Raw genomic sequence first — 23,973 nt, forward strand, 5'->3', positions numbered from 1 at the left:
AGCGGTACGCATCCTCGCACGGATCGTGTGACTGGTGTGAAGACAGCTGCACAAGCGGAACTACTGTTACTCGCTTGTCACTTGAGGACGTTCACCGGACGACCGCCGACCAGTCCGGCGACTGCGCCGGGTCGAGGGCGCGCAGCGCCGCGAGGGTCTGCGGCTTCTGGACGTCGAGCCAGTCGGCCAGTTCCTTGAAGGACACGCACTTGACGCCCTTCTTGGTGCAGATCTTCGGGATGACCTGGTCGATGGCCTTCATGTAGATGCCGCCGTTCCAGTTCTCGAAGTGGTTGCCGATGAACAGCGGTGCGCGGCTGCCGTAGTACACGCGGTTGAAGCCGTCCATGTAGGACTGGACGGTCTGCTGTTCCCACTGCGGGTACTTGGCCGGGTCGCCGTGCACCTCGCCGTTGGACTGGTTGTAGAGGAAGTTGAAGTCCATCGACAGGCCCTGGAAGTCCTTGCCCGCGTACGGGAGCATTTCGAGCGGGAAGTCCCAGACGCCGTTCTTCTTCGTCGGCCAGATCTGGAAGTCGCCCGGCGAGCTGGCGTCGTAGCGCCAGCCGTAGCCGTACTTCTGCAGGGCCTTCAGCAGGTTCGGCTGGCCCTCCAGGCAGGGCGCACGGCCGCCGACGACCTCCTGCTTGAAGTCGAAGGGCAGGGCGGGGACGTCCTTGAAGCCGGTGTTGGTCTTCCAGTTCTCCACGAACGAGTAGAACTGGTCGATCTCGCTCTTCCACTGCTCGACGCTCCAGTCGCCGCCGCCCTTGGCGCCGCAGAAGTGGCCGTTGAAGTGCGTGCCGACCTCGTTGCCCTGCTCGTAGGCGAGGCCCAACTGCTCCAGTGTGGTGCGGATGTGCTCGTCGGTGGCGTAGTCGATCGCGGCGTCGCCGGGGCTGTGCATCGGGCCCTGGTACTTCGACTTCTCGCTCTTGGGCAGCAGGTAGATGCCGGTGAGGAAGAAGGTCATGTGGGCGTTGTACTCCTTGGCCATCTCCCGGTAGTGCGAGAAGAGATGGTCGTCGCCCTCCAGCGCGCCGTCCCAGGAGAAGACCACGAACTGCGGCGGCTTCTCGCCGGGTTTGAGCGGCACCGGCTTGAGCGTGCCCTTCTGCGGGCCGGTGTAGGAGGTGGAGCCGTCGCCGAGGATCTTGGTCCTGCCGTCCCAGGAGGGGGTCGGGCTGGGCTTGGCGGTGGTCTTCGGCTGGGGCCCGGAGGCGGCCGTCGGTGCGGTGCGGTCCGCGCGGGTCAGGGCCAGGTACCCGGCCACCAGCGAGGCGACGACGAGAAAGGCGGCCAGTGTCAGGACCTGCGGCCGGCGTATGAGGGCCGGGGCGGGCGCTTGCCTGCGGCGCGGCGACTTCTTGCGGGACATGCGCGGCTCAATCTGCGAGGAGGGCGGCGGGTGCGGGTGCGGGTCCGGGGGTCAGCCCAGTCCCATGGCTGCCGACCAGAGTCGGTACGGCACGCTGTCGGCGGACGTTCCGGCCAGCCCCTGGAGTGGCAGCGGCTCCAGGGACTCGGCCAGGTTCATCCGGTAGACGACCACCGCCGTGGAGACGGAGTCGTCGCTGCCGGCGTACCAGGCTGCGGTGTCGTTGGCGGCGGTGCCGGCCTTCCCCGCCAGGTGCGGCCGCGCGGCGGCCGTGGACGGGTGGGCGGCGCGGAAGGAGTCGGCGAGCGCGTCGGTGACGTCCTGGGCCACCGCGGTGGCGACCGCGCGCTGCGGTTGCGGCGTGTTCAGGGGGAGCGGCGCGCCGTTGCGGGTGATCCGGCGCACCGAGTACGGCTCGGTGTGGGTGCCGCCGGCGGCGAACGTGGCGTACCCGCTCGCCATCCGGATCGCGCTCGGCGTGGAGGTGCCGAGGGACAGCGCGGGCACCTGCGGGCCGAAGCTGTCGGACAGCAGCCCGGCGGCCTCGGCGGTCTGCCGCACCTTGTCCAGGCCGGCGTCCATGCCGAGTTGCATGAACGGGGTGTTCACCGACCGGGCGAGCGCCTGACGCAGGGTGATCTTCCCGTACGACGTGTTGCCGTCGTTGTGCGCGGCGACCTTCTTGCCGCTGCGGTCCCAGTACGGCCCCTCGGGGGTCATGACGGGGATGTTGTCGTCGCCGTCGTAGACGCTGTCCGGGGTGACGGGGGTGGCGGGCCCGCCGCGGGTCTTGTGGACGCCGTGCTCCAGCCCGGCGGCGTAGACGAACGGCAGGAAGGCGGTGCCGGCCGGGACGGTGGCCGCGTTGGACTCGTTGTAGCCCTGCGTACGGTGGTCCGGGCCGCCGTAGACCGCGAGGATCCGTCCGTCCGCGGCGACGGAGGAGGCGCCGTAGTGGGCGTCCTTCGCCGGGCCCGGATCCTTCTGCTTCGCCTGCTTGCGGGCCTTGGTGACGGCGTCGGTGAGCGCCTGTTCCCGTGTGCGGTCGAAGGTCGTGTAGATCTGGTAGCCGCCCAGGTCGAACTGCTGGTCGGTCAGATGGGCGGCCTTCTTCGCGTACTGCGAGGCCAGTTCGACCAGGTAGTCGCTCTGCGCACCGGTGTTGTAGAGCGGGTTGGTCTTCAGCGGCTCGGGGAACGCCTTGTACGCGGCACGCTGCTGCGGGGTCAGCTTGTGGATCTTGACCATGCGGTCCAGGATCCACTTCCAGCGCTCCTCGGCCCGGTGGTGGTTGGCCGCGCTGAGCGTCGGGTCGTACAGGCCGGCGCCCTTGAGCAGTCCGGCGAGCATGGCCGCCTCGGAGACGTCGAGCTTGCTGACGTCCTTGCCGTAGTACGCCTGGGCGGCGCGCTGGATGCCGTAGCTGCCGCGGCCGAACCAGCTGGTGTTGAGGTAGCCCTCCAGGATCTGGTCCTTGCTCATCTTGTTGTCGAGCTTGAGGGCGATCATCGCCTCGGTGAACTTGCGGCTGATCGTCCGGTTCTGGTTGAGATACACGTTTTTGACGTACTGCTGGGTGATGGTGGACCCGCCCGCGGTGTCCCCCTCGCCCACCGTCTGCCACAGGCCGCGGGTGATGCCCCGCACGGAGATGCCGGGGTCCGTGTAGAACGTCTCGTTCTCCGCCGCCAGCACCGCCCAGCGCACGTCCTGGGGGATGTCCTTGAGCGGCATGGCCTGCCGCTGCACCCAGCCCGTGCGGGCCATGGGGGTGCCGTCGGACCAGAAGAAGACGTTGTCCTGCTGGGTGGCGTACGAGTTCAGGTTGCTCGGAATGTCCGTCATCGCGTACGCCGTGACGAGGAAGGCGGAGAGCAGGCCGAACGACGTGAGGACACCGCCGATCCACTGCCGCCACGAGGGCATCCAGCGGCGCCAGCCGGTGCGGCCGGGGCGCGGGTAGACGGGCTTGAGCCGGCGCGCGTAGGGCGCGAGCCGGCGGACGTACGGCGCCAGGGGGGCGAGCAGCGCGAGGAGGCGCCGGGCGGTCGCCTCGGCGCGCTGGCGCGCCGAGAGGCGGGCGCTGCGCCGGCGCTCGGCCCGGCCGCCCCCGGCCCGCTCGGGCGGCTCCGGCGGCGCGGGCACCCGCAACTGCATGGTCTCGTCCGCCCGGGCGGCACCGACCCTTATGTGCAGGGTCGCCTCGCTGTCGGGCAACTCCTCACCATGGTCCCCCCCTTGAGGACGATCCTGTCCCCGCGACGCGTCAGTCACGACGGCGTCTCCCCTCCGCACTCGCTCTTGCTCGCGCGGTGAGCTGAGCGTTCTCGCAACGGCGCAAACAAGCTATCAGCGTATTTTCGAAACCCTCACACATGTGTCTGTGAAGAAGCCCGTTCGATATGGATCACGCCCGGATCACAAGAGCCCGAACCGGGCCCCGGCGGCTACCCTGGGCCCATGCCTCGCTATGAGTACCGCTGCCGGACCTGCGGCGACACGTTCGAACTGAGCCGACCGATGGCGGAGTCGGCCGCACCCGCGTCGTGCCCGGGCGGCCATGACGACACGGTGAAGTTGCTCTCGGCCGTGGCGGTCGGGGGTACGGCCGCGCAGGCCCCCGCGGCCGGTGGGGGCGGCGGAGGCGGGTGCTGCGGCGGAGGCTGCTGCGGTTAGGGGATGCCGTTCGGATCATCCCGGCGTCGCGGGGCCTGGCACGCCCATCTGCGGCGTTGTCGTCGCTCGCCGACGCTCCGCGTCGACTCACTCCTCCGCCTTGCAGCTGCACGCACCAGACCCCGCTCGGGTCAGCCGACAGGCGCCGTTCCTCACGGCCGGCCTGATCCGAACGACACCCCCTAACCCTGCCGGGCGGATTGCAAGAATTCCCTGAGAATTCGCTCCCCCGCGAGGACCCCCCGCTCCGGCAGCGCGGTGATCCCCGGTGCCGTCCAGCCCGTGTCGGCCAGCTCGCCGTGGCCGGGGCGCCAGCCCCGGTCGGCGGCGAGCAGGAGGTCGGCGTCCAGCAGGGAGTCACCGGCGGCCAGGGTCAGGTCCGCGCCCGTGCGGCGGGCCACCTCGCGGACCGCGGCGCTCTTGGTGAGCGGCCGCGGCACGGCGTAGAGCTTGCGGCCCTGGAGCGAGACGGCCCAGCCCCGGCCCTCCGCCCAGGCCGCCAGCTCCTTCACCCACTCCTCGGGCAGCAGCTCGCGCTCCACCACCAGGTAGGTGAACAGCCCCTCGGCGACCCGGTGCTTGCGCAGCCACGCCGGGTCGGCCGTCCGCGCCAGATGGTCGTGCACCTCCGCCAGCGGCGCGCACGCGGCGGCCAGGCGCGCCTGCACGCGCGCGTGCCAGTCGGCGTCGGTGACCCCGTCGACCAGCAGATGGCCGCCGTTGGCACAGACCGCGTACGCGGGAGGCGGTCCCGGCAGGCTGATCCGCTGGTACTGCTTGCGGGTCCGGGTCGTCGTCGGCACGAACACGGCCGCGTCCCCGAGCTCGGTCAGCAACTGCGCGGCCGTCTCCGTCAGGTACGACAGCGGCTTCGCCTCGTGCACCTCCACGCACAGCAGCCGGGGCGCCCGGGCGTCCGGCATGGTCAGCGCGAGGGCCGCCGAGGAGTAGATCAGCGTACGGTCTAGGTCGCTCGCCACCAGCACCGGCATCAGACGTTCACCGCCCTGCCGTCGGCGCCGGTCGCCCCTCGGGTGTACTTGGGGTGGATCAGCCCGACGCAGGTGTACGGCAGCTCGCCGACCTCCTCGACGGGTACGCCCCTCTGGTCCGCGAGCAGGCGCACATGGTCGAGGTCGGCGCCCGCGCCCTTGCGGGCCAGGATCTTCCAGGGCACCCGGCGCAGCAGCACCCGGGTGGTCTCGCCGACGCCGGGCTTGACGAGGTTCACGTCGTGGATGCCGTGCTCCTCGCTGATCCGCTCCACGGCCCGCCAGCCCTCCCAGGTCGGGGTGCGGTCCTCGGCCATCAGCTCCTTGGCGGCGGTCCCGGCCACGTCGGCGACCTCCGGGAAGCGGGCGGCGACGGCGTCGAGGAAGGCCACGGAGACGTCGGAGCCGGCGAGTTCGCGGTAGAACTTGGCGCCGTGGAAGTCGTCCGGACCGACCAGGTCGGCGCGCAGCACCGTACGGGATATCAGGCCGGAGACCGTCGAGTTGAGGCAGGCCGAGGGGATGAGGAAGTCCTCCCGGGTGCCGTAGGTGCGCACACAGGAGCCCGGGTCGGCGAGGACGGCGATCTCCGGGTCGAAGCCGCCGATGCCCTCCGCCTGCTCGAACTCCTCGACGGCCCGGGCGAGTTCCCGGGTGATCGCGCCCTTGCCGGTCCAGCCGTCCACGAAGACGACGTCCCGCGGGTCGTGGTGCGCGGCCAGCCAGCGCAGCGCGGTGGCGTCGATGCCCCGGCCGCGCACGATCGAGACGGCGTAGTGCGGGAGGTCGAGCCCGTGCCGGAACTGCGCCCAGCGGCGCATGAGGACCCCGACCGGGGTGCCGGCCCGGGCCAGCGACACCAGCACCGGCCGTGGCGACCGCTCGGCGAGCACCGTCTCCGTCACCACGCCGACGGCCTGCGCGATCCGGGCGGCGGAGGCGTCGAGGGCGGCCTGGAACAGCTCCTGGTACTGCTCGCTGGGCTGGTACTCCACCGGCAGCGACTCGGCGTAGTGCGCCCCGCCGCTCTGGATGGCCTCCTCCCGCTCCTCGGTCGGCGCCTCCAGGCTCACGTCGGAGAGGTCCTGGAGCAGCCAGCCGACCTCCTCGGGCGCGTACGAGGAGAATGCGGGGCCGCGGAGGGGCTCGGGCAGCATGGCCGGCCTTTCGGGAGCGTGCTGGGGCTCGGGGACGTAGGACGGGACGACCGCGAGCAGGACGTGCGGGACGTGCGCCGCGAGCTGGGCCGCCAGCCCGTCGGGCGCGTGCAGGGCCGGGGTGTCGGCGACGGAGTCGACCACGGCGACGACGGCGTCGAACCCCCCGCCTGCGACGTTGTAGGCGTACCGCTCGCCGGGCCCGTCGGCCGGGTCGTCGTGGGCGGGGAAGACCAGGCGGGTGCGGATGGCGTAGCCGGGGTCGTCCAGCGCGAGCACGGGCGAGCGGGTGGTGGTGGAGAACCGCACCTCGGCGTCCATGACCTGCTCCAGCTCCCGGGCGAGCCGCAGCGGGGCGTACATCAGCTCCTCGAAGCCGAGGACGAGGACGCGGCGGGCGAAGGCGGGCAGGGCGTCGGCGAGGCGGGCGGCCATCTCGGGAAGGGCGGCTTCGAGGCGGGCGCGGTGGGCGGGGGTGAACCCGTGCCGGCCGCCGTCGGGGAGGCGGTGCGGCCAGTGCAGCTCGATTCGGCCGTACGGGGACGTCGGGTCGGTCACGGCGGACCCGCACCCGGCGCCCTCGTGCCGGGCCACCAGTCGCCGCCCCTTCTCCAGCACGTCCGACGGCAGCCGCACCGTCCCGGACGCGGCGGCGACCAGGTCCACCCGCGCCCCGATCTCCGTGGCGAACCGTTTCATCCGGTCGACGTCCTCCGCCGACCGCATGTCGACCAGCGCTACCACCACATACCGCTCCCGCGGATACCGCGCGTGCAGATCACGCACCGTGTTCAGCACGGTGTTGCCGGTCGAGAACTCGTCGTCGACCAGCACCAGCGGGCCGTCCCCGGCCAGCAGCGCGGGATCCTCCGGCAGCAGCAGGTGCGACGTGGCGTGCGAGTGCGACTCCTCGAAGCCGCCCGCACGGGCGACCCCGGCGACCGGCCGCCGCGTGGAGTGCAGGTACGGCGCCGTACCGAGCCCGTCGGCGACGGCGTGGCCCAGCCCGGTGGCCGTCTCCGCGTACCCGAGGACGACCGCTCGGGCCGCCTCCGACTCGCCGAGCAGACCGGCCACCCGGCGGCCCAGCCGGACCCCGTGCCCGTACACCACGGAGGGCGACTGCGGGACGTGCTTGCCGAGGACGTTCGACACCAGCAGATGGGCCCGCTTCGGGTTGCGCCGCAGGGCGAGCCCCAGCAGGGGCCGCAGCCCGTCGTCCCCCACGAGTTCGACCCCGAGCCGCTGCGCGACCCAACTGCCGGACCAGACCCCGTCGTTCACTGCGTTCCTCATGCGTCCCTTATCCCGGCGGCGAGCAGCTCCACGAAGCCGACCTCCTCGCGGGCCACGCCGAACGCCTCGGCGCGCAGCAGAGTCCGCTCGGCCCAGGCGCGATGCGGCTTCACTTCGTTCATCTTGTTCGTGTAGGCCGATCTGAGGACACCCCCGCCGCCGCGTTCCGGCCGCAGGATGTCCTGGGCGTCGCTGTACTCCTCGTGGCTGACCACGGACAGCGCGTGCACGGGCAGCACGTGGGAGGGGTGGATGCAGGTCTTGCCGAGCAGGCCGTTGGCGTGGTCGAGGGAGATCTCCCGCAGCAGTCCGTCCATGGCGTGCTCGATCAGCTTCTCGCGCAGCTCGACGGCCTGCACCTCCAGGAAGGGGCTCTGCCGCAGCTGGGGCTTGAACATGCGCTCCGAGAGGCGGAAGTACTCCCACACGGGCCCGGTCACGGTGAATCCGGTGCCGTCGGCCCGGCCCAGCATGTTCACGACGTCGGCGATCACCGAGGCGACGATCTGGACGTCGTAGGCGGTCATGTCGGGGGCGCGGCGCAGGCCGTAGGAGGAGCAGAAGTCGGTGACGCCGAGGCGCAGCGCGAGCACCCGGTCGCGGAACTTGTCGACCGCGCGGAAGATGCCCTCCAGGGTGTCCACCCGGGACTCGCGGTAGAGCAGCTCGGGGGACTCCAGGACGGGCATGGCGAACAGCCGGCGGCCGCTCTCGGCCTCGGCGGCCGTCAGGGCCTCCAGGAACGGGATGCCGCGCTCCTCGGTGAACTTGGGCAGCACGAACCCGGACAGCAGCCGGACGGACGCGCCGAGCCGCCGTACGAGGTCGGGTATCTGCTCGGGGGCGCGCACCCGGATGAAGAGCAGCGGCGGCTCGCAGCCGGGCCGGGCGGCGAGGTCGGCGAACTGGCGGACGAGGTTCTCCTCGCCGGCCATGACGTCCGCGTCGTCGATGGAGTCCTCCAGGCACAGCACCATCGAGATCACGCCGTTCCCGGCCTGTTTGACGATGTCGTCGGCGAGCCGCGGCCGGGTGGCCGGGCTGTACAGGGTGGCGCCGAGGGCGGCGGCGAGCAGCCGGGCCGGGGAGTCGGCGGTGAACGCGGCCGGCTCCCGGTGGAAAAGGCGCTGCCGCACCTCGGGGGCGATGTGCCCGAAATGACGCATAGGACTCCCCCAGGGCACGGGCCCGAGTGTTTGAGTTCGGTAAAAGGTGGCCGGTAATAGTACGTACGGATCCATGTCCTGGGTTCCCTGCGGGCATGAATTTCCGGTAACCCGCTTGTGTCGGCGGCCGTCGGCGGCCCTGCCCCCGCATTGTCGTGACCAGGACCGAGAGGGCAGGATGACCGCATGACGCACGCCATGCTGAAGGGATCGAACGTCCCGCTGGATGCCACCACGGTCCGCGCCGTGCTGCGCTGGACGCCCGGGCAGGGGGTCCCGGACGTGGACGCCTCGGCCCTGCTGCTGGGACCCGACGGCCGTGTGCGCTCGGACGAGGACTTCGTCTTCTACAACCAGCCCCGGCATCCGTCCGGAAAGGTGTGGCGGCTCGGCAAGAAGCGGGTCACCGAGGGGCTGACGGACACGATCCAGTCGGACCTTCCCGGTGTCGAGCCGAGTGTCGGGCGGATCGTGCTCGTGGCCTCCGCAGACGGCGTCACGTTCGACCAGGTGCCGGCGCTGTGCATCCTGCTGTACGACGCGGCCGCCGACGGGGAGCCGCTGGCCACCTTCGAGATCAAGCCGGAGACCGGCGCGGAGACGGCTCTGATCTGCGGTGAGCTGTACCGGCGCGGGGAGGGCTGGAAGTTCCGCGCGCTGGGCGAGGGGTACCAGGACGGGCTGAAGGGCCTCGCGACGGACTTCGGCATCTCGGTGGACGAGTCGGAGGGGGCGGAGCCGGCGCCGGAGCCCACGACGTCCCAGCCGCTGCCTCCCGAGCAGCCGACGTCGGTCGTGCCGCAGCAGCCGCCCGCGTACGGCTATCCGCAGCCGACGTCGGCCGGGCCTGCGTACGGCTACCCCCAGCCGCAGCCCGTGCCGGTGCCCGCCGGGCCGCTGGACCCGAACTTCCGGCTGCCGCCGCAGGGGCCCCAGTTCATCGGGCGGTGAGGGGGGCGGCCCGCCCTCACCGGTCCGCCGTCTTGTAGCCCCTGCCCCACTGCAGGCCCCAGCCGTACAGCCGGTCCAGCTCGCCCTGGAAGCCGTACACGAACTTCACCTCGCGGCGGACGAGCAGTTCGTCCTTCACGTTCTCGATCATCACCACGGCACACGAGCGCGCCTGCGGATGGCGTTCGTCGAGGCCGATCTCTATGCGCGGGCCGTTGCTGGGATAGAGCGTGACGATGGCATGGGTACGGTCGAAGGCCGGGGTCTGGTCGTAGATGTAGACGAAGACCAGCAGGCGTTTGATCTGGTCGCGGTGGTCGAGGTTGACGTACATCGTCTCGCCCGACGCCGAGCCGAACCGGTCGTCGCCGCTGAGCTTGATGTACGGCGGGGCGTTGACATCGCCGAGGAGGTTGCCGAGCGGCTGGACGACGCCCTTGGTGCCGTCGGCCAGTTCGTACAGGCAGCCGAGGTCGAGGTCGACGTTGACCATGCTCTGGCCGTGCCCGAGCACCTCCGGCGGTTTGAGCACCCTGAAGGGGTGCCGGAAGAGGCCGGCGCGCGGGGCGGTGTCGAAGTCGTCGGACGTGCGCATCCGCCAGGTCAGGTTGACCCGCAGGTTGCCCGTGGCCGCGCCCTGTTTGGTGAGGGAGACCGTGTGATGCCGGGCGGACATCTGGATGGAGCCGGTCGCGGCCTCGCCCGAGTCGAAGTTGGCGGCGCTGGCGCCCCGCAGTCCGTCGAAGAAACCCATTCCCGCCCCCAGGTCACGCGGCTGTGCGCCGGTACGTCGATGCCCCTGTACGCCGTCGGGGCGGCCGGCCCGTGCCGGCCGCCCCGCTCAGAGCGTTCCTCACCCGCGGGGGCGTCACACCCCTGAGGACACCTCGGCCGGGGCGTCGCTGTCCTCGCCGGCGGCTTCGAGCGCGCGGTTGCGGCGGACGGAGGACCAGAAGGACAGGGCGATCAGGACGACGCCGACGAGACCGGTGATGACCTCGTTGATCTCGTACTGGATGGTGACCATGAGGATCACGGCCAGGGCGCCGATGGCGTAGTGGGCGCCGTGCTCCAGGTAGACGTAGTCGTCGAGGGTGCCCTGGCGGACCAGGTAGACCGTGAGCGAGCGGACGTACATCGCGCCGATGCCGAGGCCGAGGGCCATCATCACGATGTCGTTGGTGATGGCGAAGGCGCCGATCACACCGTCGAAGGAGAAGGACGCGTCCAGGACCTCCAGGTAGAGGAACATGAAGAACGCGGCCTGGCCGGCCAGCAGCACCGCCGACTTCTTCCTGCCGGTGCGGGCGGCCTCTTCCTCCTCCTCGTGCTCGCGCTCCTCCTCTTCCTCCAGCCGGTCCTCGAAGTAGCCGGACAGACCGCCGACGATCATGTACGTGATCAGGCCGGCGATGCCGGCGATCAGGACCGTCTGCGCCTTGTCGACATGGGCGCCGCCGTGCTGGTGGGCGTGGACGGCGAAGGTGAAGGAGGTGATCAGCAGGACGATCAGGGCGATGCAGACCGACAGCATGTCGACCTTGCCGAGCTTGGCCAGGGGCCGCTCGATCCAGCGCAGCCACTGGATGTCCCGGTCCTCGAAGATGAAGTCGAGGAAGATCATCAGCAGGAACATCCCGCCGAAGGCGGCGATCGCCGGGTGGGCGTCGGTGACCAGCTGCTGGTAGCGGTCCTTGTCGCTGAAGGCGAGGTGGACCGCGTCGACGGGGCTGAGCTTGGCGGTGATGGCCACGATGACGACCGGGAAGACCAGCCGCATGCCGAAGACCGCGATGAGAACGCCGACCGTGAGGAAGATCTTCTGCCAGAAGGCGTTCATCTTCTTCAGGATCCCGGCGTTGACGACCGCGTTGTCGAACGACAGCGAGATCTCCAGGACGGCGAGGATCGCCACGACGCCGAAGGCCTCCCACCCCCCGTAGAAGACCGCGGCGACCAGGCCGAGCGCGGTCACCGCGAACGACCAGCCGAAGGTTTTCAGAAGCACTGGCTACCCAATCATCTAGGTACGGGTCTCCCCCGCGCCGTACTCGGCTTTGCTAAACGTTGACCCCGAGTGTAGAGGTGCACCCTACCGGCGGTACCAGCGGCTACGAAACGTTCACCCCGAAGTCCAGGGCGATACCGCGCAGACCCGAGGCATAGCCCTGGCCCACGGCCCGGAACTTCCACTCTCCCTGGTAGCGGTACAGCTCGCCGAAGATCATGGCGGTCTCGGTGGAGGCGTCCTCGCTCAGGTCGTAGCGCGCCAGCTCCTGGCCGTCGGCCTGGTTGACCACGCGGATGAAGGCGTTGGAGACCTGGCCGAAGGTCTGACCGCGCTCGTCCGCCATGTGGATCGAGACGGGGAAGGCGATCTTCTCGCACTGCGGCGGGACCTTGGCGAGGTCGACCAGAATCGATTCGTCGTCCCCCTCGCCCTCACCGGTGAGGTTGTCACCGGTGTGCTCGACGGAGCCGTCGGGGCTCTTGAGCTGGTTGTAGAAGACGAACCACTCGTCGCCCAGCACTCGGTTGCCGGCGCCGCACAGCAGCGCGCTGGCGTCCAGGTCGAAGGGGGCGCCGGTGGTGGACCGCGCGTCCCAGCCGAGCCCGATCATGACGTTCGTGAGGTTGGGTGCGGCTTTGGAGAGGGAGACGTTGCCTCCCTTGGCGAGCGTGACGCCCATGATGCTGGTCCTCCCCTAGTGGTGCTTCTCTGGTTGTCCTGCGCGTCCGGCGCCGCCCCTAAACGGTGCGGCGCCGGACGGTTGCGGGGTCGGACGTCGGCCGTCAGACGTTGACGCCGAAGTCCTGGGCGATGCCGCGCAGACCGGAGGCGTAGCCCTGGCCGATGGCGCGGAACTTCCACTCCGCGCCGTGCCGGTACAGCTCGCCGAAGACCATCGCGGTCTCGGTGGAGGCGTCCTCGCTCAGGTCGTAGCGGGCGATCTCCTGGCCGCCGGCCTGGTTCAGCACACGGATGTAGGCGTTGCGGACCTGGCCGAAGGACTGCTGGCGGTTCTCGGCGTCGTAGATCGACACCGGGAAGACGATCTTCTCGATGTCGGCCGGGACGCCGGCCAGGTTGACCTTGATGGCCTCGTCGTCGCCCTCGCCCTCGCCGGTGATGTTGTCACCGGTGTGCTCGACGGAGCCGTCGGGGCTCTTGAGGTTGTTGAAGAAGACGAAGTGCTGGTCGCTCGCGACCTTGCCGGAGTTGTTCAGCAGCAGCGCGCTGGCGTCGAGGTCGAAGTCACTGCCGGTCGTGGTGCGGGCGTCCCAGCCCAGACCGACCAGGACCGCGGTCAGGCCCGGGGCCTCCTTCGTCAGCGATACGTTGCCGCCCTTGCTGAGGCTGACTCCCACGAGTCCTCCATGTGGTGTCCGGGGGCGGGGAGCCCCGTCGTGCTTCGGATACGGGATCAACGTGCCGATCCTAGTGACGGGTTCCCGCCCCCCGCAGACCCTGGACCCGACGACGCACAGGTGTCGGCCCACGGTCGGCCTACAGGGTGTCGAGCGCCTTCACGTACTCGTTCAGGTCACGGGCGTCCGGCAGGCCGTTGACCACGGTCCAGCGCACGACGCCCTCCTTGTCGAGGATGAAGGTGCCCCGCACGGCGCAACCCTTGTCCTCGTCGAAGACGCCGTACGCGCGCGAGACGTTGCCGTGCGGCCAGAAGTCGCTCAGCAGCGGGTACTCCAGGCCCTCCTGCTCGGCGAAGACGCGCAGGGTGTGGATGGAGTCGTTGGAGACGGCGAGCACCTGGGTGTCGCGGTCGGCGAAGTGGGGCAGGTTGTCGCGCACCTCGCACAGCTCGCCGGTGCACACACCGGTGAAGGCGAAGGGGTAGAAGAGCAGGACGACGTTCTTCTCGCCCCGGAAGTCCGAGAGCTTCACGGTGGCGCCGTGGTTGTCCTTGAGCTCGAAGTCGGGGGCCTTGTCGCCGACCTGGATCGCCATCGGGATGTTTCCCTTTCGGTGGGCTGTTCGGAGGAGAACAGCCTACGGCGAAGGGGCGGCGGTCACCCGGAGGGACCGCCGCCCCCGCCTCGCTCACCTGCGGGAGGCGGTCACTTCCTGGCGGCCTTGGGGCTCAGCAGTCGGGTGCCCACCCAGTCCTTGCCCGCGCTGGTGCTCTTGGTCTGCGACAGGCCGGCCGTCTGCGCGGCGTCGTTGATGTCGCTGGGCTCGACGTATCCGTCCCGGCCGGTCTTCGGCGTCAGCAGGACGATGTGGCCGTCCTCTTCGAGGAAGCCGATGGCATCGACCAGCGCGTCCGTCAGGTCGCCGTCCTCGTCACGGAACCACAGCAACACGGCATCGGCCACGTCGTCGTAGTCCTCGTCCATCAGCTCGGAGCCGATGACCTGCTCGATGGACTCGCGGAGTTCCTGGTCGACGTCGTCGTCGTAGCCGATCTCCTGGACCACCTGGTCGGGCTGGAAACCCAGCCTGACGGCCAGGCTCGTCTCCGCGTGGTCCGCGGTCGCGCTCACGGTCTGCCTCCTGATCATGTTTTCGGGAACAACTCAGCCACGCGCGTGCGCGTGATGCTTGGCCGTAGTCCACACGTGCGGGGCGGATCGCGCAAGTACCCGGCCCCCGGGACCGCCGAAACGGTGACGATCCCGGCCTTGTCACCGCAACTTCTGGCACCGCATCCTGATCCAGAGTGACCCAAATCACACACATTTGCCTGTTTTACGGAGCCTCCTCCGCCAACGGAAATCACTGGTGGAGATGACGTACGCCGCCCCGAGGTAGACGATGGGGAACGGCGCAGGCAGGTGCGGACAAGCAGGAAACCGCAGGAAACAGCAGAAAAACGGCCCTCTGACAGGTAAGGAACAGCGTGCCTTCCGGATCCGATCGCAACCCGATCATCATTGGCGGCCTTCCGAGTCAGGTCCCTGACTTCGATCCCGAAGAGACCCAGGAGTGGCTCGACTCCCTCGACGCCGCCGTGGACGAGCGCGGCCGGGAGCGGGCCCGCTATCTCATGCTCCGCCTGATCGAGCGGGCCCGCGAGAAGCGCGTGGCCGTGCCCGAGATGCGCAGCACGGACTACGTCAACACGATCCCGACCAAGAGCGAGCCGTTCTTCCCGGGCAACGAGGAGATCGAGCGCAGGATCCTCAACGCGACCCGCTGGAACGCGGCCGTGATGGTCTCGCGCGCCCAGCGCCCCGGCATCGGGGTCGGCGGCCACATCGCCACCTTCGCCTCCTCCGCCTCGCTGTACGACGTCGGCTTCAACCACTTCTTCCGCGGCAAGGACGACGGCAAGGGCGGCGACCAGGTCTTCTTCCAGGGCCACGCCTCCCCCGGCATCTATGCGCGCGCGTACCTGCTCGACCGGCTCACCGAGGACCAGCTCGACGGCTTCCGCCAGGAGAAGTCGAAGTACCCGAACGGCCTGTCCAGCTACCCCCACCCGCGCTCGATGCCGGACTTCTGGGAGTTCCCGACGGTCTCCATGGGCCTCGGCCCGCTCGGCGCGATCTTCCAGGCCCGGATGAACCGCTACATGGAGGCGCGCGGCATCGCCGACACCTCCGGCTCCCATGTGTGGGCGTTCCTCGGCGACGGCGAGATGGACGAGCCGGAGTCGCTCGGCCAGCTGTCCATCGCCGCCCGCGAGGGCCTGGACAACCTGACCTTCGTGGTCAACTGCAACCTCCAGCGCCTCGACGGCCCGGTGCGCGGCAACGGCAAGATCATCCAGGAGCTGGAGTCGATCTTCCGGGGCGCCGGGTGGAACGTGATCAAGCTGATCTGGGACCGCACCTGGGACCCGCTGCTCGCGCAGGACCGGGACGGCATCCTCGTCAACAAGATGAACAACACCCCGGACGGCCAGTTCCAGACGTACGCCACGGAGTCGGGCGCCTACATCCGGGACCACTTCTTCGGCGACGACCACCGGCTGCGCGCCATGGTCGAGAACATGACCGACGACCAGATCCTGCACCTGGGCCGCGGCGGCCACGACCACCGCAAGATCTACGCGGCGTTCACGGCGGCCAAGGAGCACAAGGGCCAGCCGACGGTCATCCTGGCCAAGACGATCAAGGGCTGGACGCTGGGCCCCAACTTCGAGGGCCGCAACGCCACGCACCAGATGAAGAAGCTGACGGTCGACGACCTCAAGCGCTTCCGGGACCGCCTGCACCTGCCGATCACGGACCAGCGGCTGGAGTCGGGCCCGCCGCCGTACTACCACCCGGGCCGGGACACCGACGAGATCCAGTACATGCACGACATGCGCAAGCAGTGCGGCGGGTACGTCCCGACGCGCGTCGTGCGCTCGAAGCCGCTCGCGCTGCCGGACGACAAGACGTACGCGACGGTGAAGAAGGGCACGGGCCAGCAGTCCATCGCGACGACGATGGCGTTCGTCCGGCTCCTCAAGGACCTCATGCGGGACAAGGAGATCGGCCGGCGCTTCGTGCTGATCGCGCCGGACGAGTACCGCACGTTCGGCATGGACTCCTTCTTCCCGAGCGCGAAGATCTACAACCCGCTGGGCCAGCAGTACGAGTCGGTGGACCGTGAACTGCTGCTCGCCTACAAGGAGTCGCCGACCGGCCAGATGCTGCACGACGGCATCTCCGAGGCGGGCTGCACGGCGTCGCTGATCGCGGCGGGCTCGGCCTACGCCACGCACGGCGAGCCGCTGATCCCGGTCTACGTCTTCTACTCGATGTTCGGTTTCCAGCGCACCGGCGACCAGTTCTGGCAGATGGCCGACCAGTTGGCGCGCGGTTTCGTACTGGGCGCGACCGCGGGCCGTACGACCCTGACCGGTGAGGGCCTCCAACACGCCGACGGACACTCGCAGTTGCTCGCCTCGACCAACCCGGCGTGCGTGGCCTACGACCCGGCGTACGCGTACGAGATCGCGCACATCGTGCAGGACGGCCTGCGCCGGATGTACGGCGGCGACGCCGAACACCCGCACGGCGAGGACGTCTTCTACTACCTGACCGTCTACAACGAGCCCATCCAGCACCCGGCCGAACCGGCCGACGTGGACGTCGAGGGCATCCTCAGGGGCGTCCACCGGATCGGCCCGGCCACGGCGGGCTCGATCCCGGCGCAGATCATGGCGTCGGGCGTGGCGGTGCCGTGGGCACTGGAGGCGCAGAGGATCCTCGCCGAGGACTGGAACGTGAAGGCCGACGTCTGGTCGGCCACCTCCTGGAACGAGCTGCGCCGCGAGGCCGTGGCGTGCGAGGAGCACAACCTGCTCCACCCGGAGGAGGAGCAGCGCGTGCCGTACGTGACGCGCAAACTCGGCGGCGCCGAGGGGCCGTTCGTGGCCGTGTCCGACTGGATGCGCTCGGTTCCGGACCAGATCGCGCGGTGGGTGCCGGGCACGTACCAGTCGCTGGGCGCGGACGGCTTCGGCTTCGCCGACACCCGGGGCGCGGCGCGGCGCTTCTTCCACATCGACGCCCAGTCGATCGTGGTGGCGGTCCTGACCGAGCTGGCCCGGGAGGGCAAGGTCGACCGCTCCGTACTGAAGCAGGCCATCGACCGGTACCAGCTGCTGGATGTCTCGGCGGCGCATCCCGGAGCGGCCGGCGGAGACGCGTAACGCTGCGCTTGGCCTTGGCCGACGGCGACCGGGGAGGGCCTGCGGGTCGTGGCCGGGTGCGGGTGACTGCGTGGCTGGTCGCGCAGTTCCCCGCGCCCCTTGGGGAGTTGCGGCTCCGTCGGCCAAGCGCGCACTGCCCCCTCCGCAGCGCGCGCCGTGGCCCGGCCGTCCTCCCATGCCCTGCGGAGGACTTGACCCACTGTGACCTGCGGCGCGCGCCCGGTGCGAGGGATCTTGAGCGGCGTCACCCTGATAGGTGAACTCCGCCCGGATCGGCGTCAGATGTGACCCACGCCCGCGCCCGCCTCGGCGTTCACGCCCCGCTTGGTGAGCAGCGCGACGAGGATGGCGACCGCCGCGACGCCCGCCGCGACCAGGGAGGCGAGGCTCATGCCGGAGATGAAGGTGTGGTGCGCGACCTCGGTGATCTTCGCGGCGACCGGCTCCGGCGTGCCCTTGGGCAGCGGCGCCACGCCGACCTGGACCGCCTCGGAGGCCTGGCTCAGCTGGGCCGGGGTCAGCTTCGGCAGCCCCGCCCCCGTCCAGTTGCCCGCCAGGTCGCTGTCGACCTTGGAGGCCATCACGGCGCCGAGCACGGCCGTACCGAGGCTGCCGCCGATCTGCATGGCCGCCTGCTGGAGGCCGCCCGCGACACCGGACAGCTCCATGGGGGCGTTGCCGACGATGACCTCGGTGGCGCCGACCATGACCGGCGCGAGGCCGAAGCCGAGCAGCGCGAACCAGATCGACATGACGCCGCTGCCGGTGTCGGCCTTGAGCGTCGACATGCCGTACATGGCGACGGCGGTGGCGGCCATGCCGCCGGCCAGCGGGATGCGCGGGCCGAGCTTGGTGATCGCGGCGCCGGCCAGCGGTGAGCCGACGATCATCATGCCGGTGAGCGGCAAGAGGTGCAGACCGGCCTTGATCGGGGTCAGCCCGTGCACGTTCTGGAGGTAGAACGTCACGAAGAACAGGCCGCCCATGAAGGCGATGGCCATCAGGACCATGAGGACCACGCCGGCCGAGAGCGGGACCGAGCGGAACAGGCCGAGGGGGATCAGCGGCTCCGCGACCCTCGTCTCCCAGACCGAGAAGAGCGCGAAGAGCAGCACCGAGGCGGCGATGAACGCCCAGGTCTTCCCGTCGCCCCAGCCCCACGTCGGGGCCTTGATGAGCGCCCAGACCAGGCAGAACATGGCGCCGGAGAGCAGCCCGATGCCGAGGATGTCGAAGGAGCGCGGGGCGTTCTCGGCGCGGTGGTCGAGCAGGATCAGCAGGCCGAGGACCAGGGCGACGGCACCGACCGGCACGTTGATGAAGAACACGGACTGCCAGCTGACGCGCTCGACGAGGACGCCGCCGAGGATCGGGCCGCCCGCGGTGGACGCGCCGATCACCATGCCCCAGATGCCGATCGCCATGTTGAGCTTCTCGGCCGGGAAGGTGGCCCGCAGCAGGCCGAGCGCGGCCGGCATCAGCAGGGCGCCGAACAGGCCCTGGAAGACGCGGAAGGTGACGACGGCGGCGATGCTGTTCGACAGTCCGATGGCGCCGGAGGCGGCGGCGAAGCCGGTCACGCCTATCAGGAAGGTCTGGCGGTGCCCGAAGCGGTCGCCGAGCTTGCCCGCGGTGATCAGGGAGACCGCGAGGGCGAGGAAGTATCCGTTGGTGATCCACTGGACGTCGGCGAAGCTCGCCTTGAGGTCCTTCTGGATCGCGGGGTTCGCGATGGCCACGATGGTGCCGTCGAGGGCCACCATCATGACCCCGACGGCGACGGTGATGAGGGTGAACCACGGATGGCCGCGCAGCCCCGCGGGAGGGGGCGCCTCGAACGGGGCCGCCGGCGCCCCGTCCCCCGCCCCCGAGGCGTCGATGGTGGTCTGACTAGTCATACGTTCGAGGCTAGTGACAGCTGCTGACAGTTGACAAACAATTTCACATGTCAGTAACTGACACGTGTGAAAACTCTGCGCGAACGCAAGAAACAGCGCACCCGGGAGTCGCTGCTGCGAGCCGCCCTCGAACTGTTCACGACCCAGGGGTACGAGCACACCACCGTCGACGAGATCGCCGAGGCCGTCGACGTCTCGCAGCGCACCTTCTTCCGGTACTTCGCCGGCAAGGAGGACGCGGCGTTCGCGGTGCAGGACATGACCGAACAGCACTTCCTGGCGTGCGTGCGGGCGCGGCCCGCGCACGAGTCCCCGATGGAGGCGCTGCGCCAGGCGGTGCTGGAGGGCTGGGACGCGATCCGCGAGACGGTCGAGTCGGCGGTGCCGGTCGAGCTGTACCTGCGCATGTACCGCACGATCGAGTCGACGCCGGCGCTGCTCGCCACGCACCTGCGCCGCTCGGCCGCGACCGAGGAGGCGGTCGCGCGGCTGCTGGCCGAGCGCGAGGGCGTCGACCCGGACGCCGACCCCCGGCCGAGGCTGGCGGTGGCCGTTTTCGGCGGGGTGATAAGGGTCACCGAGCGGCAGTGGTGCACGGGCGAGGACTTCAGCCTGGAGTCGATCCGTCAACTCACCGCGTCCTACCTGGATCAGGTGGGTCCGGCGCTCACCGGCAACTGGCGTGCGGGCGGGGCTCGTCGACCGGACTGACAGGGCGTTCGATCTTCGACGAAACGTGATACCTGTCACTCGGTTACCGCGAGACCGTCCCGTTCTCCTAGTGTGTCCTCCCAGTGACTTCCTTCGACACCTCCCCGCAACTGAACGTCTGGCGCGCACTGCTGGCGCTGGCCGTGGTGTTCGTGATGCTCGCGACCACCGGCTGGACCGCCCTGCGCAGCCACCGTGAGTCGACGGCCCTTCAGGCCTCGCTCGCCACGTGGGAGCACGGCCGGCTGCACGGCCACCACCTGCCGGACCCCGAGGGCGACCCGGCGCGGCTCACCCGCTTCTTCGCGTCCCTCTCCCCCGCGGACCAGAGCCGCCTCGCCCACCGCTATCCGCTCGCGGTCGGCAACATGAACGGCGCCCCGGTCACCTTGCGCTACCGCGCCAACCGCGTCGCGCTGGAGCAGGCCCGCAAGGTCGAGCAGGAGCGCATGCACGACAGCCGGCTCAGCACGGCCGGGCACCAGGACGCGGGCCGCCGTATGCACCGCTACGAGTCCCTGCTCACGCCCGGCCGGCAGATCCTCTCCTTCGACCCCGAGGGCACGGGCCGGATCGCCGAGGTGTTCGGAAACCTGGACCGGGCCCAGCGGATCTCGGTCGTCGTCCCCGGCGTCGACACCGACCTGCTCACCTTCCAGAAGACGAACCGGCCGTACACCGCCCCGGTCGGCATGGCCACGGCGCTGTACGCGCAGGAGCGCAAGGCGAGCCCCGGCACCCGCACGGCCGTGATCGCCTGGGCCGACTACACCGCGCCCGACGGGCTCGGCGTGGACGCGGCCACCGGCCTGCGCGCCGCGGAGGGGGCCCTGCGGCTGAACTCCCTGCTGGAAGCCCTGCCGGGCACCGCGCCGGTGACGGCGATCTGCCACAGCTACGGCACGGTGGTCTGCGGCGTCGCCGCGCACGACATGCCCCGCCGGGTGTCCGACATAGCGGTGGCCGCGAGCCCCGGCATGCGGGTCTCCGAGGCCTCTCATCTGCGCACCGGCGCCCGGGTGTGGGCGATGCGGGACGCCACCGACTGGATCCAGGACGTGCCGTACCTGGAGCTGGGCGGGCTCGGGCACGGTGCCGACCCGGTGTCCTCGGCGTTCGGCGCGCGTGTGCTGTCGGCCCGGGACGCCCAGGGTCACGCCGGCTATTTCCAGCCGGGCACGGACAGCCTGCGCAACCTCGCCGACGTCGGCGTCGGCGCGTACGCCGCGGTGACGTGCGCCCGGGACAACGACGCGTGCCGGGCCGGTGCGCCCGGCACGGCTACGGCCGGACGCGCGTAGAAACAGCAGGAAGTGCGGTCTGCGCGGGTGGCGACGGAGGAGCACGTGCCGCATACGATGAGCCGCATGGGTGACGTACTGGCGGGATTTCATGCCGTCTGGGAGTTCGAGTCCGACTCCGTGCTCATCCGTTACGAACGGGGGATTCGAACACCGAAGCTGTTCCAGGCGCTCGGCGGACGGCGCATCCCGCTGTCCGCGGTCGAGGACGTGAGCCTCACCCCGGGCAGGCGTGGCACCGTCGTCCTGCGGCTGCTGCCGCGCGCCGGCGCCGATCCGCTGCTGGAGGCGGCCGACGGGCAGCTCAAGGACGGCTCCGATCCGTACCGGCTGGTGCTGCCGGCCGAGCGGGAGACGCTCGCCGCGTACTACGCGGACGAGCTGAAGGGGCTGCTGACCGAGTCCGGGCCGGTCGACCGCCACATGGTGCCCGCGCCCGAGGCGCCGCTGCACTTCAAGGCGTACGACGCGAAGGCCTCCTTCGACGGGACAGCCGTGCAGTTCCGCTGGTCCTGGACGGGCGCGTCCTCGGCGAAGTGGAAGGCGGGCGACCAGAGCTTTCCGGTCACCGACCTCAGCGGGGTGCAGTGGCGCTCGCCGGAGGTCTTCGAGGGGCATCTGCGGCTGATCAGGCGCTCGGCCGACTCGGCGGCCCCGGCGGTGCAGGCCGACCAGGACCCGGCGGCCGTGGTCTTCGGGCTGGGGTACGGCCCGGTGCACGAGTCGCTGCCGTTCGCCGCGGCGGTCCTGGCGGCCGTGCGCACGAGGGGGCCGGTACCCGCGCTGCCGGCCCCGGCGCGGCGGGATCCCGCCGACATCGCCGAGCGGATCCGGCATCTCGGGGAACTGCATCAGGCCGGGCTGGTCACCGACGAGGAATTCTCCTCCAAGAAGGCCGAGTTGCTGGCCGAGCTGTAGGGGATCAGCTCTCGGGGATCAGCTCTGGGGGATCACTTCCCCGCCGCGTAGAAGCTGATCTTGCGGTCCAGGACGGACAGGGTGTCGTGCAGTTCCGCGATGCGGGTCAGGACGTCCCTGCGGGTCGACTCCAGCAGTTCCTGGCGCTCGGCGTAGGTACTCTCGCCCTCCCGCACCAGCTCCGCGTACCGCACCATGTCCGCCACCGGCATGCCCGTCAGCCGCAGCTTGGTCACGAAGTCCAGCCAGTCCAGGTCGCGGTTGCTGTAGCGGCGCTGGCCGGTGTGGGAGCGGTCGACGTGCGGCATCAGCCCGATCCGCTCGTACCAGCGCAGGGTGTGCGCCGTCAGGCCGGTGAACGCGACGACTTCGCTGATCGTGTAGCGGTCCTGCCCCTCGGGGCGCGGATGGCGTCTGGGCGGGGCGGAGCAGATGTCTGCGGAGGCCGTGCGTGCGGGGTCCGCCGGCTTGGTCTGCATCACCGTCATGGCCCCACGCTATGGCCTTCGAGTGCACTCCAGGCAAGCGGAACCCGGTAAGAAATACGGGGGACACACCGCCGGGCGGATGGCTAGCGTGCGCCGCATGAGTCTTGTACGCCGGGCCCTGCCCGAGGACGCCGTGGAAGTGCTGCGGCTGCGCCAGGTCATGCTGGACGCGCTGCCGATCGCGGGACCTGACGGATCGACCGACTGGCACACGGCGTCGCTGCCGACGCTGCGCGCGCGGCTGGCCGAGGAGGACGGGGACTTCGCGGCCTTCGTCGTGGACCACCCCGACCGGCCGGGGGCGCTGGCCGCGCTGGTGGCCGGGGCGCTGGAGTACCGCATCGGGAAGGCCGGCAACCCGCACGGTCGCGTCGGGTACGTCTTCAGCGTGGCGACCGACCCGGACGCCCGGCGGCGCGGGTACGCGCGCGCGTGCATGGAGGAGCTGCTGGCCTGGTTCCGTGCGCGGGGCGCCGGGCACGTGCTGCTCAACGCCTCCCCGCAGGCCGAGCCGCTGTACGCCTCCCTCGGCTTCACGCGTGACCCGGACCCGTCGATGCGGCTGCGCCTGTGAGCCGCATAGGCTCGCCCCCATGTCGTTCCCCATGTCGCTGAAGAGCCTCGCGTCGATCGAGAACTGGCCCGTGCCCACCGCGGCGACGGGTGTCGTACGGGCCGACGGGACCGTCCTCGGCACGCACGGACCCGTCGAGCACCGCTTTCCGCTCGCCTCGGTCACCAAGCCGCTGGCGGCGTACGCGGCGCTCGTGGCGTACGAGGAGGGCGCGATCGAGCTGGACGAGCCCGCCGGTCCGCCCGGTGCGACCGTGCGGCACCTGCTCGCGCACACCTCCGGACTGGCCTTCGACGAACACCGGGTGACGGCTCCGGCCGGGGAGCGGCGGCTGTACTCCAACGCCGGTTTCGAGCAGCTCGGCGACCACATCGCCAAGGCGACGGACATTCCGTTCGCCGAGTATCTGCGGCAGGCGGTGCTGGAGCCGCTGGGGATGACGTCGACGTCGCTGGCGGGCTCGCCCGCCAAGGACGGGGTGTCCACGGTCGCGGACCTGCTGCGGTTCGCGGCGGAGGTGCAGGCGCCCCGGCTGCTGGATCCGCGGACAGTGGCGCAGGCGATGACGGTGCAGTACCCGGGGACGAAGGGCGTGCTGCCGGGCTACGGCCACCAGAACCCGAACGACTGGGGGCTGGGCTTCGAGATCCGCGACGCCAAGTCACCGCACTGGACGGGGAGTTCGTCGTCCCCGCGGACCTTCGGTCACTTCGGCCAGGCGGGTACGTTCCTGTGGATCGACCCGGATGCGGGGGTGGCGGCGGTCGCCCTCGCGGACCGCGCGTTCGGGCCCTGGGCGATCGAGGCGTGGCCGGTGTTCACGGACGCGGTGCTGGCGGAACTGCGCGGCTGAGCCGGCC

21 protein-coding genes are annotated in these 23,973 nt (G+C 70.4%); 8 read left to right on the forward strand and 13 right to left on the reverse strand.

Annotated elements, in window-relative coordinates:
- Window positions 1–91: 91 nt before the first annotated feature.
- Both ACFC8N_RS00895 and ACFC8N_RS00900 read right to left on the reverse strand, forming a co-directional pair.
- Window positions 92–1,378 carry a hypothetical protein gene (locus tag ACFC8N_RS00895; RefSeq protein WP_356030523.1) on the reverse strand — a complete coding sequence of 429 codons (1,287 nt, stop codon included), beginning with the start codon at window positions 1,376–1,378 and terminating at the stop codon, window positions 92–94.
- A gap of 51 nt (window positions 1,379–1,429) precedes the next feature.
- A complete protein-coding gene (locus tag ACFC8N_RS00900; protein WP_376286230.1) occupies window positions 1,430–3,535 on the reverse strand; it encodes a transglycosylase domain-containing protein in 2,106 nt (701 codons plus the stop codon).
- A gap of 303 nt (window positions 3,536–3,838) precedes the next feature.
- Here ACFC8N_RS00900 and ACFC8N_RS00905 point away from each other — a divergent pair, with 303 nt between their 5' ends.
- Window positions 3,839–4,054, forward strand: a complete 216-nt coding sequence (locus ACFC8N_RS00905) for a zinc ribbon domain-containing protein (protein ID WP_356031242.1) — start codon at window positions 3,839–3,841, stop codon at window positions 4,052–4,054.
- A 182-nt stretch (window positions 4,055–4,236) separates the two neighbouring features.
- On the opposite strand, the gene ACFC8N_RS00910 is transcribed toward ACFC8N_RS00905, so the two are convergent.
- From ACFC8N_RS00910 to ACFC8N_RS00920, 3 genes are read right to left on the reverse strand one after another with little or no spacing between them, the layout of a single operon-like run.
- Window positions 4,237–5,046, reverse strand: a complete 810-nt coding sequence (locus tag ACFC8N_RS00910) for an HAD family hydrolase (RefSeq protein WP_376285168.1) — start codon at window positions 5,044–5,046, stop codon at window positions 4,237–4,239.
- Complete coding sequence (locus tag ACFC8N_RS00915; RefSeq protein ID WP_376285171.1) at window positions 5,046–7,499, reverse strand: phosphoribosyltransferase; 2,454 nt, start codon at window positions 7,497–7,499, stop codon at window positions 5,046–5,048. The genes ACFC8N_RS00910 and ACFC8N_RS00915 overlap by 1 nt, the downstream gene beginning before the upstream one ends.
- Window positions 7,496–8,665, reverse strand: coding sequence for an HpcH/HpaI aldolase/citrate lyase family protein (locus ACFC8N_RS00920; protein ID WP_362821566.1), 1,170 nt, complete (start codon window positions 8,663–8,665; stop codon window positions 7,496–7,498). The genes ACFC8N_RS00915 and ACFC8N_RS00920 overlap by 4 nt, the downstream gene beginning before the upstream one ends.
- A gap of 186 nt (window positions 8,666–8,851) precedes the next feature.
- Here ACFC8N_RS00920 and ACFC8N_RS00925 point away from each other — a divergent pair, with 186 nt between their 5' ends.
- The gene (locus ACFC8N_RS00925; protein WP_356031248.1) at window positions 8,852–9,616 is read left to right on the forward strand and encodes a TerD family protein; all 765 of its coding nucleotides are present in this window, start codon (window positions 8,852–8,854) and stop codon (window positions 9,614–9,616) included.
- 16 nt (window positions 9,617–9,632) lie between these two features.
- Here the strand turns inward: ACFC8N_RS00925 and ACFC8N_RS00930 are convergent, their stop codons facing one another.
- From ACFC8N_RS00930 to ACFC8N_RS00955, 6 genes are all read right to left on the reverse strand, one after another.
- Window positions 9,633–10,370, reverse strand: a complete 738-nt coding sequence (locus tag ACFC8N_RS00930) for a Tellurium resistance (protein WP_356031250.1) — start codon at window positions 10,368–10,370, stop codon at window positions 9,633–9,635.
- 114 nt (window positions 10,371–10,484) lie between these two features.
- Window positions 10,485–11,624: a DUF475 domain-containing protein gene (locus ACFC8N_RS00935; protein WP_376285174.1), complete on the reverse strand. Its 1,140-nt coding sequence runs from the start codon at window positions 11,622–11,624 to the stop codon at window positions 10,485–10,487.
- A gap of 103 nt (window positions 11,625–11,727) precedes the next feature.
- Entirely contained in the window at window positions 11,728–12,306 is a 579-nt protein-coding gene (locus ACFC8N_RS00940; RefSeq protein ID WP_071370379.1) for a TerD family protein, read from the reverse strand.
- 103 nt (window positions 12,307–12,409) lie between these two features.
- On the reverse strand, window positions 12,410–12,985 hold the full coding sequence (locus ACFC8N_RS00945) for a TerD family protein (protein WP_356031253.1): 576 nt from the start codon (window positions 12,983–12,985) through the stop codon (window positions 12,410–12,412).
- A gap of 139 nt (window positions 12,986–13,124) precedes the next feature.
- The gene (locus ACFC8N_RS00950; protein WP_356031254.1) at window positions 13,125–13,583 is read right to left on the reverse strand and encodes a peroxiredoxin; all 459 of its coding nucleotides are present in this window, start codon (window positions 13,581–13,583) and stop codon (window positions 13,125–13,127) included.
- Between the two features lie 110 nt (window positions 13,584–13,693).
- Entirely contained in the window at window positions 13,694–14,119 is a 426-nt protein-coding gene (locus ACFC8N_RS00955; protein WP_356031256.1) for a DUF3052 domain-containing protein, read from the reverse strand.
- A 356-nt stretch (window positions 14,120–14,475) separates the two neighbouring features.
- On the opposite strand from ACFC8N_RS00955, the gene aceE reads away from it, so the two are divergent.
- Window positions 14,476–17,223, forward strand: a complete 2,748-nt coding sequence (gene aceE, locus ACFC8N_RS00960) for a pyruvate dehydrogenase (acetyl-transferring), homodimeric type (RefSeq protein ID WP_362821565.1) — start codon at window positions 14,476–14,478, stop codon at window positions 17,221–17,223.
- Window positions 17,224–17,501: 278 nt separating this feature from the next.
- On the opposite strand, the gene ACFC8N_RS00965 is transcribed toward aceE, so the two are convergent.
- A complete protein-coding gene (locus tag ACFC8N_RS00965) occupies window positions 17,502–19,121 on the reverse strand; it encodes an MFS transporter (RefSeq protein WP_356031260.1) in 1,620 nt (539 codons plus the stop codon).
- Window positions 19,122–19,187: 66 nt separating this feature from the next.
- Here ACFC8N_RS00965 and ACFC8N_RS00970 point away from each other — a divergent pair, with 66 nt between their 5' ends.
- The 3 genes from ACFC8N_RS00970 to ACFC8N_RS00980 all read left to right on the forward strand — a co-directional run bounded on the left by ACFC8N_RS00970 (window position 19,188) and on the right by ACFC8N_RS00980 (window position 22,051).
- Window positions 19,188–19,832, forward strand: coding sequence for a TetR family transcriptional regulator (locus ACFC8N_RS00970; RefSeq protein WP_356031262.1), 645 nt, complete (start codon window positions 19,188–19,190; stop codon window positions 19,830–19,832).
- 83 nt (window positions 19,833–19,915) lie between these two features.
- Window positions 19,916–21,133 (forward strand): alpha/beta hydrolase, encoded by a 1,218-nt coding sequence (locus ACFC8N_RS00975; protein ID WP_356031263.1) that lies wholly within the window; start codon window positions 19,916–19,918, stop codon window positions 21,131–21,133.
- Between the two features lie 66 nt (window positions 21,134–21,199).
- The gene (locus ACFC8N_RS00980) at window positions 21,200–22,051 is read left to right on the forward strand and encodes a DUF4429 domain-containing protein (RefSeq protein ID WP_376285181.1); all 852 of its coding nucleotides are present in this window, start codon (window positions 21,200–21,202) and stop codon (window positions 22,049–22,051) included.
- Window positions 22,052–22,083: 32 nt separating this feature from the next.
- Here the strand turns inward: ACFC8N_RS00980 and ACFC8N_RS00985 are convergent, their stop codons facing one another.
- Window positions 22,084–22,539, reverse strand: coding sequence for a MerR family transcriptional regulator (locus ACFC8N_RS00985; RefSeq protein ID WP_376285184.1), 456 nt, complete (start codon window positions 22,537–22,539; stop codon window positions 22,084–22,086).
- A gap of 97 nt (window positions 22,540–22,636) precedes the next feature.
- Here ACFC8N_RS00985 and ACFC8N_RS00990 point away from each other — a divergent pair, with 97 nt between their 5' ends.
- Together ACFC8N_RS00990 and ACFC8N_RS00995 are read left to right on the forward strand one after the other, a co-directional pair.
- Window positions 22,637–23,113: a GNAT family N-acetyltransferase gene (locus ACFC8N_RS00990; protein WP_356031268.1), complete on the forward strand. Its 477-nt coding sequence runs from the start codon at window positions 22,637–22,639 to the stop codon at window positions 23,111–23,113.
- Window positions 23,114–23,144: 31 nt separating this feature from the next.
- Window positions 23,145–23,966 carry a serine hydrolase domain-containing protein gene (locus ACFC8N_RS00995; RefSeq protein ID WP_376286233.1) on the forward strand — a complete coding sequence of 274 codons (822 nt, stop codon included), beginning with the start codon at window positions 23,145–23,147 and terminating at the stop codon, window positions 23,964–23,966.
- The last annotated feature ends 7 nt before the right edge of the window (window positions 23,967–23,973 follow it).

Origin of the sequence: Streptomyces sp. NPDC055966, assembly GCF_042269865.1 — a bacterium.
Lineage (GTDB): Bacteria > Actinomycetota > Actinomycetes > Streptomycetales > Streptomycetaceae > Streptomyces.

What these genes read in the sequence shown, in the direction of transcription:
- ACFC8N_RS00895 (WP_356030523.1), bottom strand. Translation starts at nt 1,378, where the DNA reads ATGTCCCGCAAGAAGTCGCCGCGCCGCAGGCAAGCGCCCGCCCCGGCC.
- ACFC8N_RS00900 (WP_376286230.1), bottom strand. Translation starts at nt 3,535, where the DNA reads ATGCAGTTGCGGGTGCCCGCGCCGCCGGAGCCGCCCGAGCGGGCCGGG.
- ACFC8N_RS00905 (WP_356031242.1), top strand. Translation starts at nt 3,839, where the DNA reads ATGCCTCGCTATGAGTACCGCTGCCGGACCTGCGGCGACACGTTCGAA.
- ACFC8N_RS00910 (WP_376285168.1), bottom strand. Translation starts at nt 5,046, where the DNA reads ATGCCGGTGCTGGTGGCGAGCGACCTAGACCGTACGCTGATCTACTCC.
- ACFC8N_RS00915 (WP_376285171.1), bottom strand. Translation starts at nt 7,499, where the DNA reads ATGAGGAACGCAGTGAACGACGGGGTCTGGTCCGGCAGTTGGGTCGCG.
- ACFC8N_RS00920 (WP_362821566.1), bottom strand. Translation starts at nt 8,665, where the DNA reads ATGCGTCATTTCGGGCACATCGCCCCCGAGGTGCGGCAGCGCCTTTTC.
- ACFC8N_RS00925 (WP_356031248.1), top strand. Translation starts at nt 8,852, where the DNA reads ATGACGCACGCCATGCTGAAGGGATCGAACGTCCCGCTGGATGCCACC.
- ACFC8N_RS00930 (WP_356031250.1), bottom strand. Translation starts at nt 10,370, where the DNA reads ATGGGTTTCTTCGACGGACTGCGGGGCGCCAGCGCCGCCAACTTCGAC.
- ACFC8N_RS00940 (WP_071370379.1), bottom strand. Translation starts at nt 12,306, where the DNA reads ATGGGCGTCACGCTCGCCAAGGGAGGCAACGTCTCCCTCTCCAAAGCC.
- ACFC8N_RS00950 (WP_356031254.1), bottom strand. Translation starts at nt 13,583, where the DNA reads ATGGCGATCCAGGTCGGCGACAAGGCCCCCGACTTCGAGCTCAAGGAC.
- ACFC8N_RS00965 (WP_356031260.1), bottom strand. Translation starts at nt 19,121, where the DNA reads ATGACTAGTCAGACCACCATCGACGCCTCGGGGGCGGGGGACGGGGCG.
- ACFC8N_RS00980 (WP_376285181.1), top strand. Translation starts at nt 21,200, where the DNA reads ATGGGTGACGTACTGGCGGGATTTCATGCCGTCTGGGAGTTCGAGTCC.
- ACFC8N_RS00985 (WP_376285184.1), bottom strand. Translation starts at nt 22,539, where the DNA reads ATGACGGTGATGCAGACCAAGCCGGCGGACCCCGCACGCACGGCCTCC.
- ACFC8N_RS00990 (WP_356031268.1), top strand. Translation starts at nt 22,637, where the DNA reads ATGAGTCTTGTACGCCGGGCCCTGCCCGAGGACGCCGTGGAAGTGCTG.
- ACFC8N_RS00995 (WP_376286233.1), top strand. Translation starts at nt 23,145, where the DNA reads ATGTCGCTGAAGAGCCTCGCGTCGATCGAGAACTGGCCCGTGCCCACC.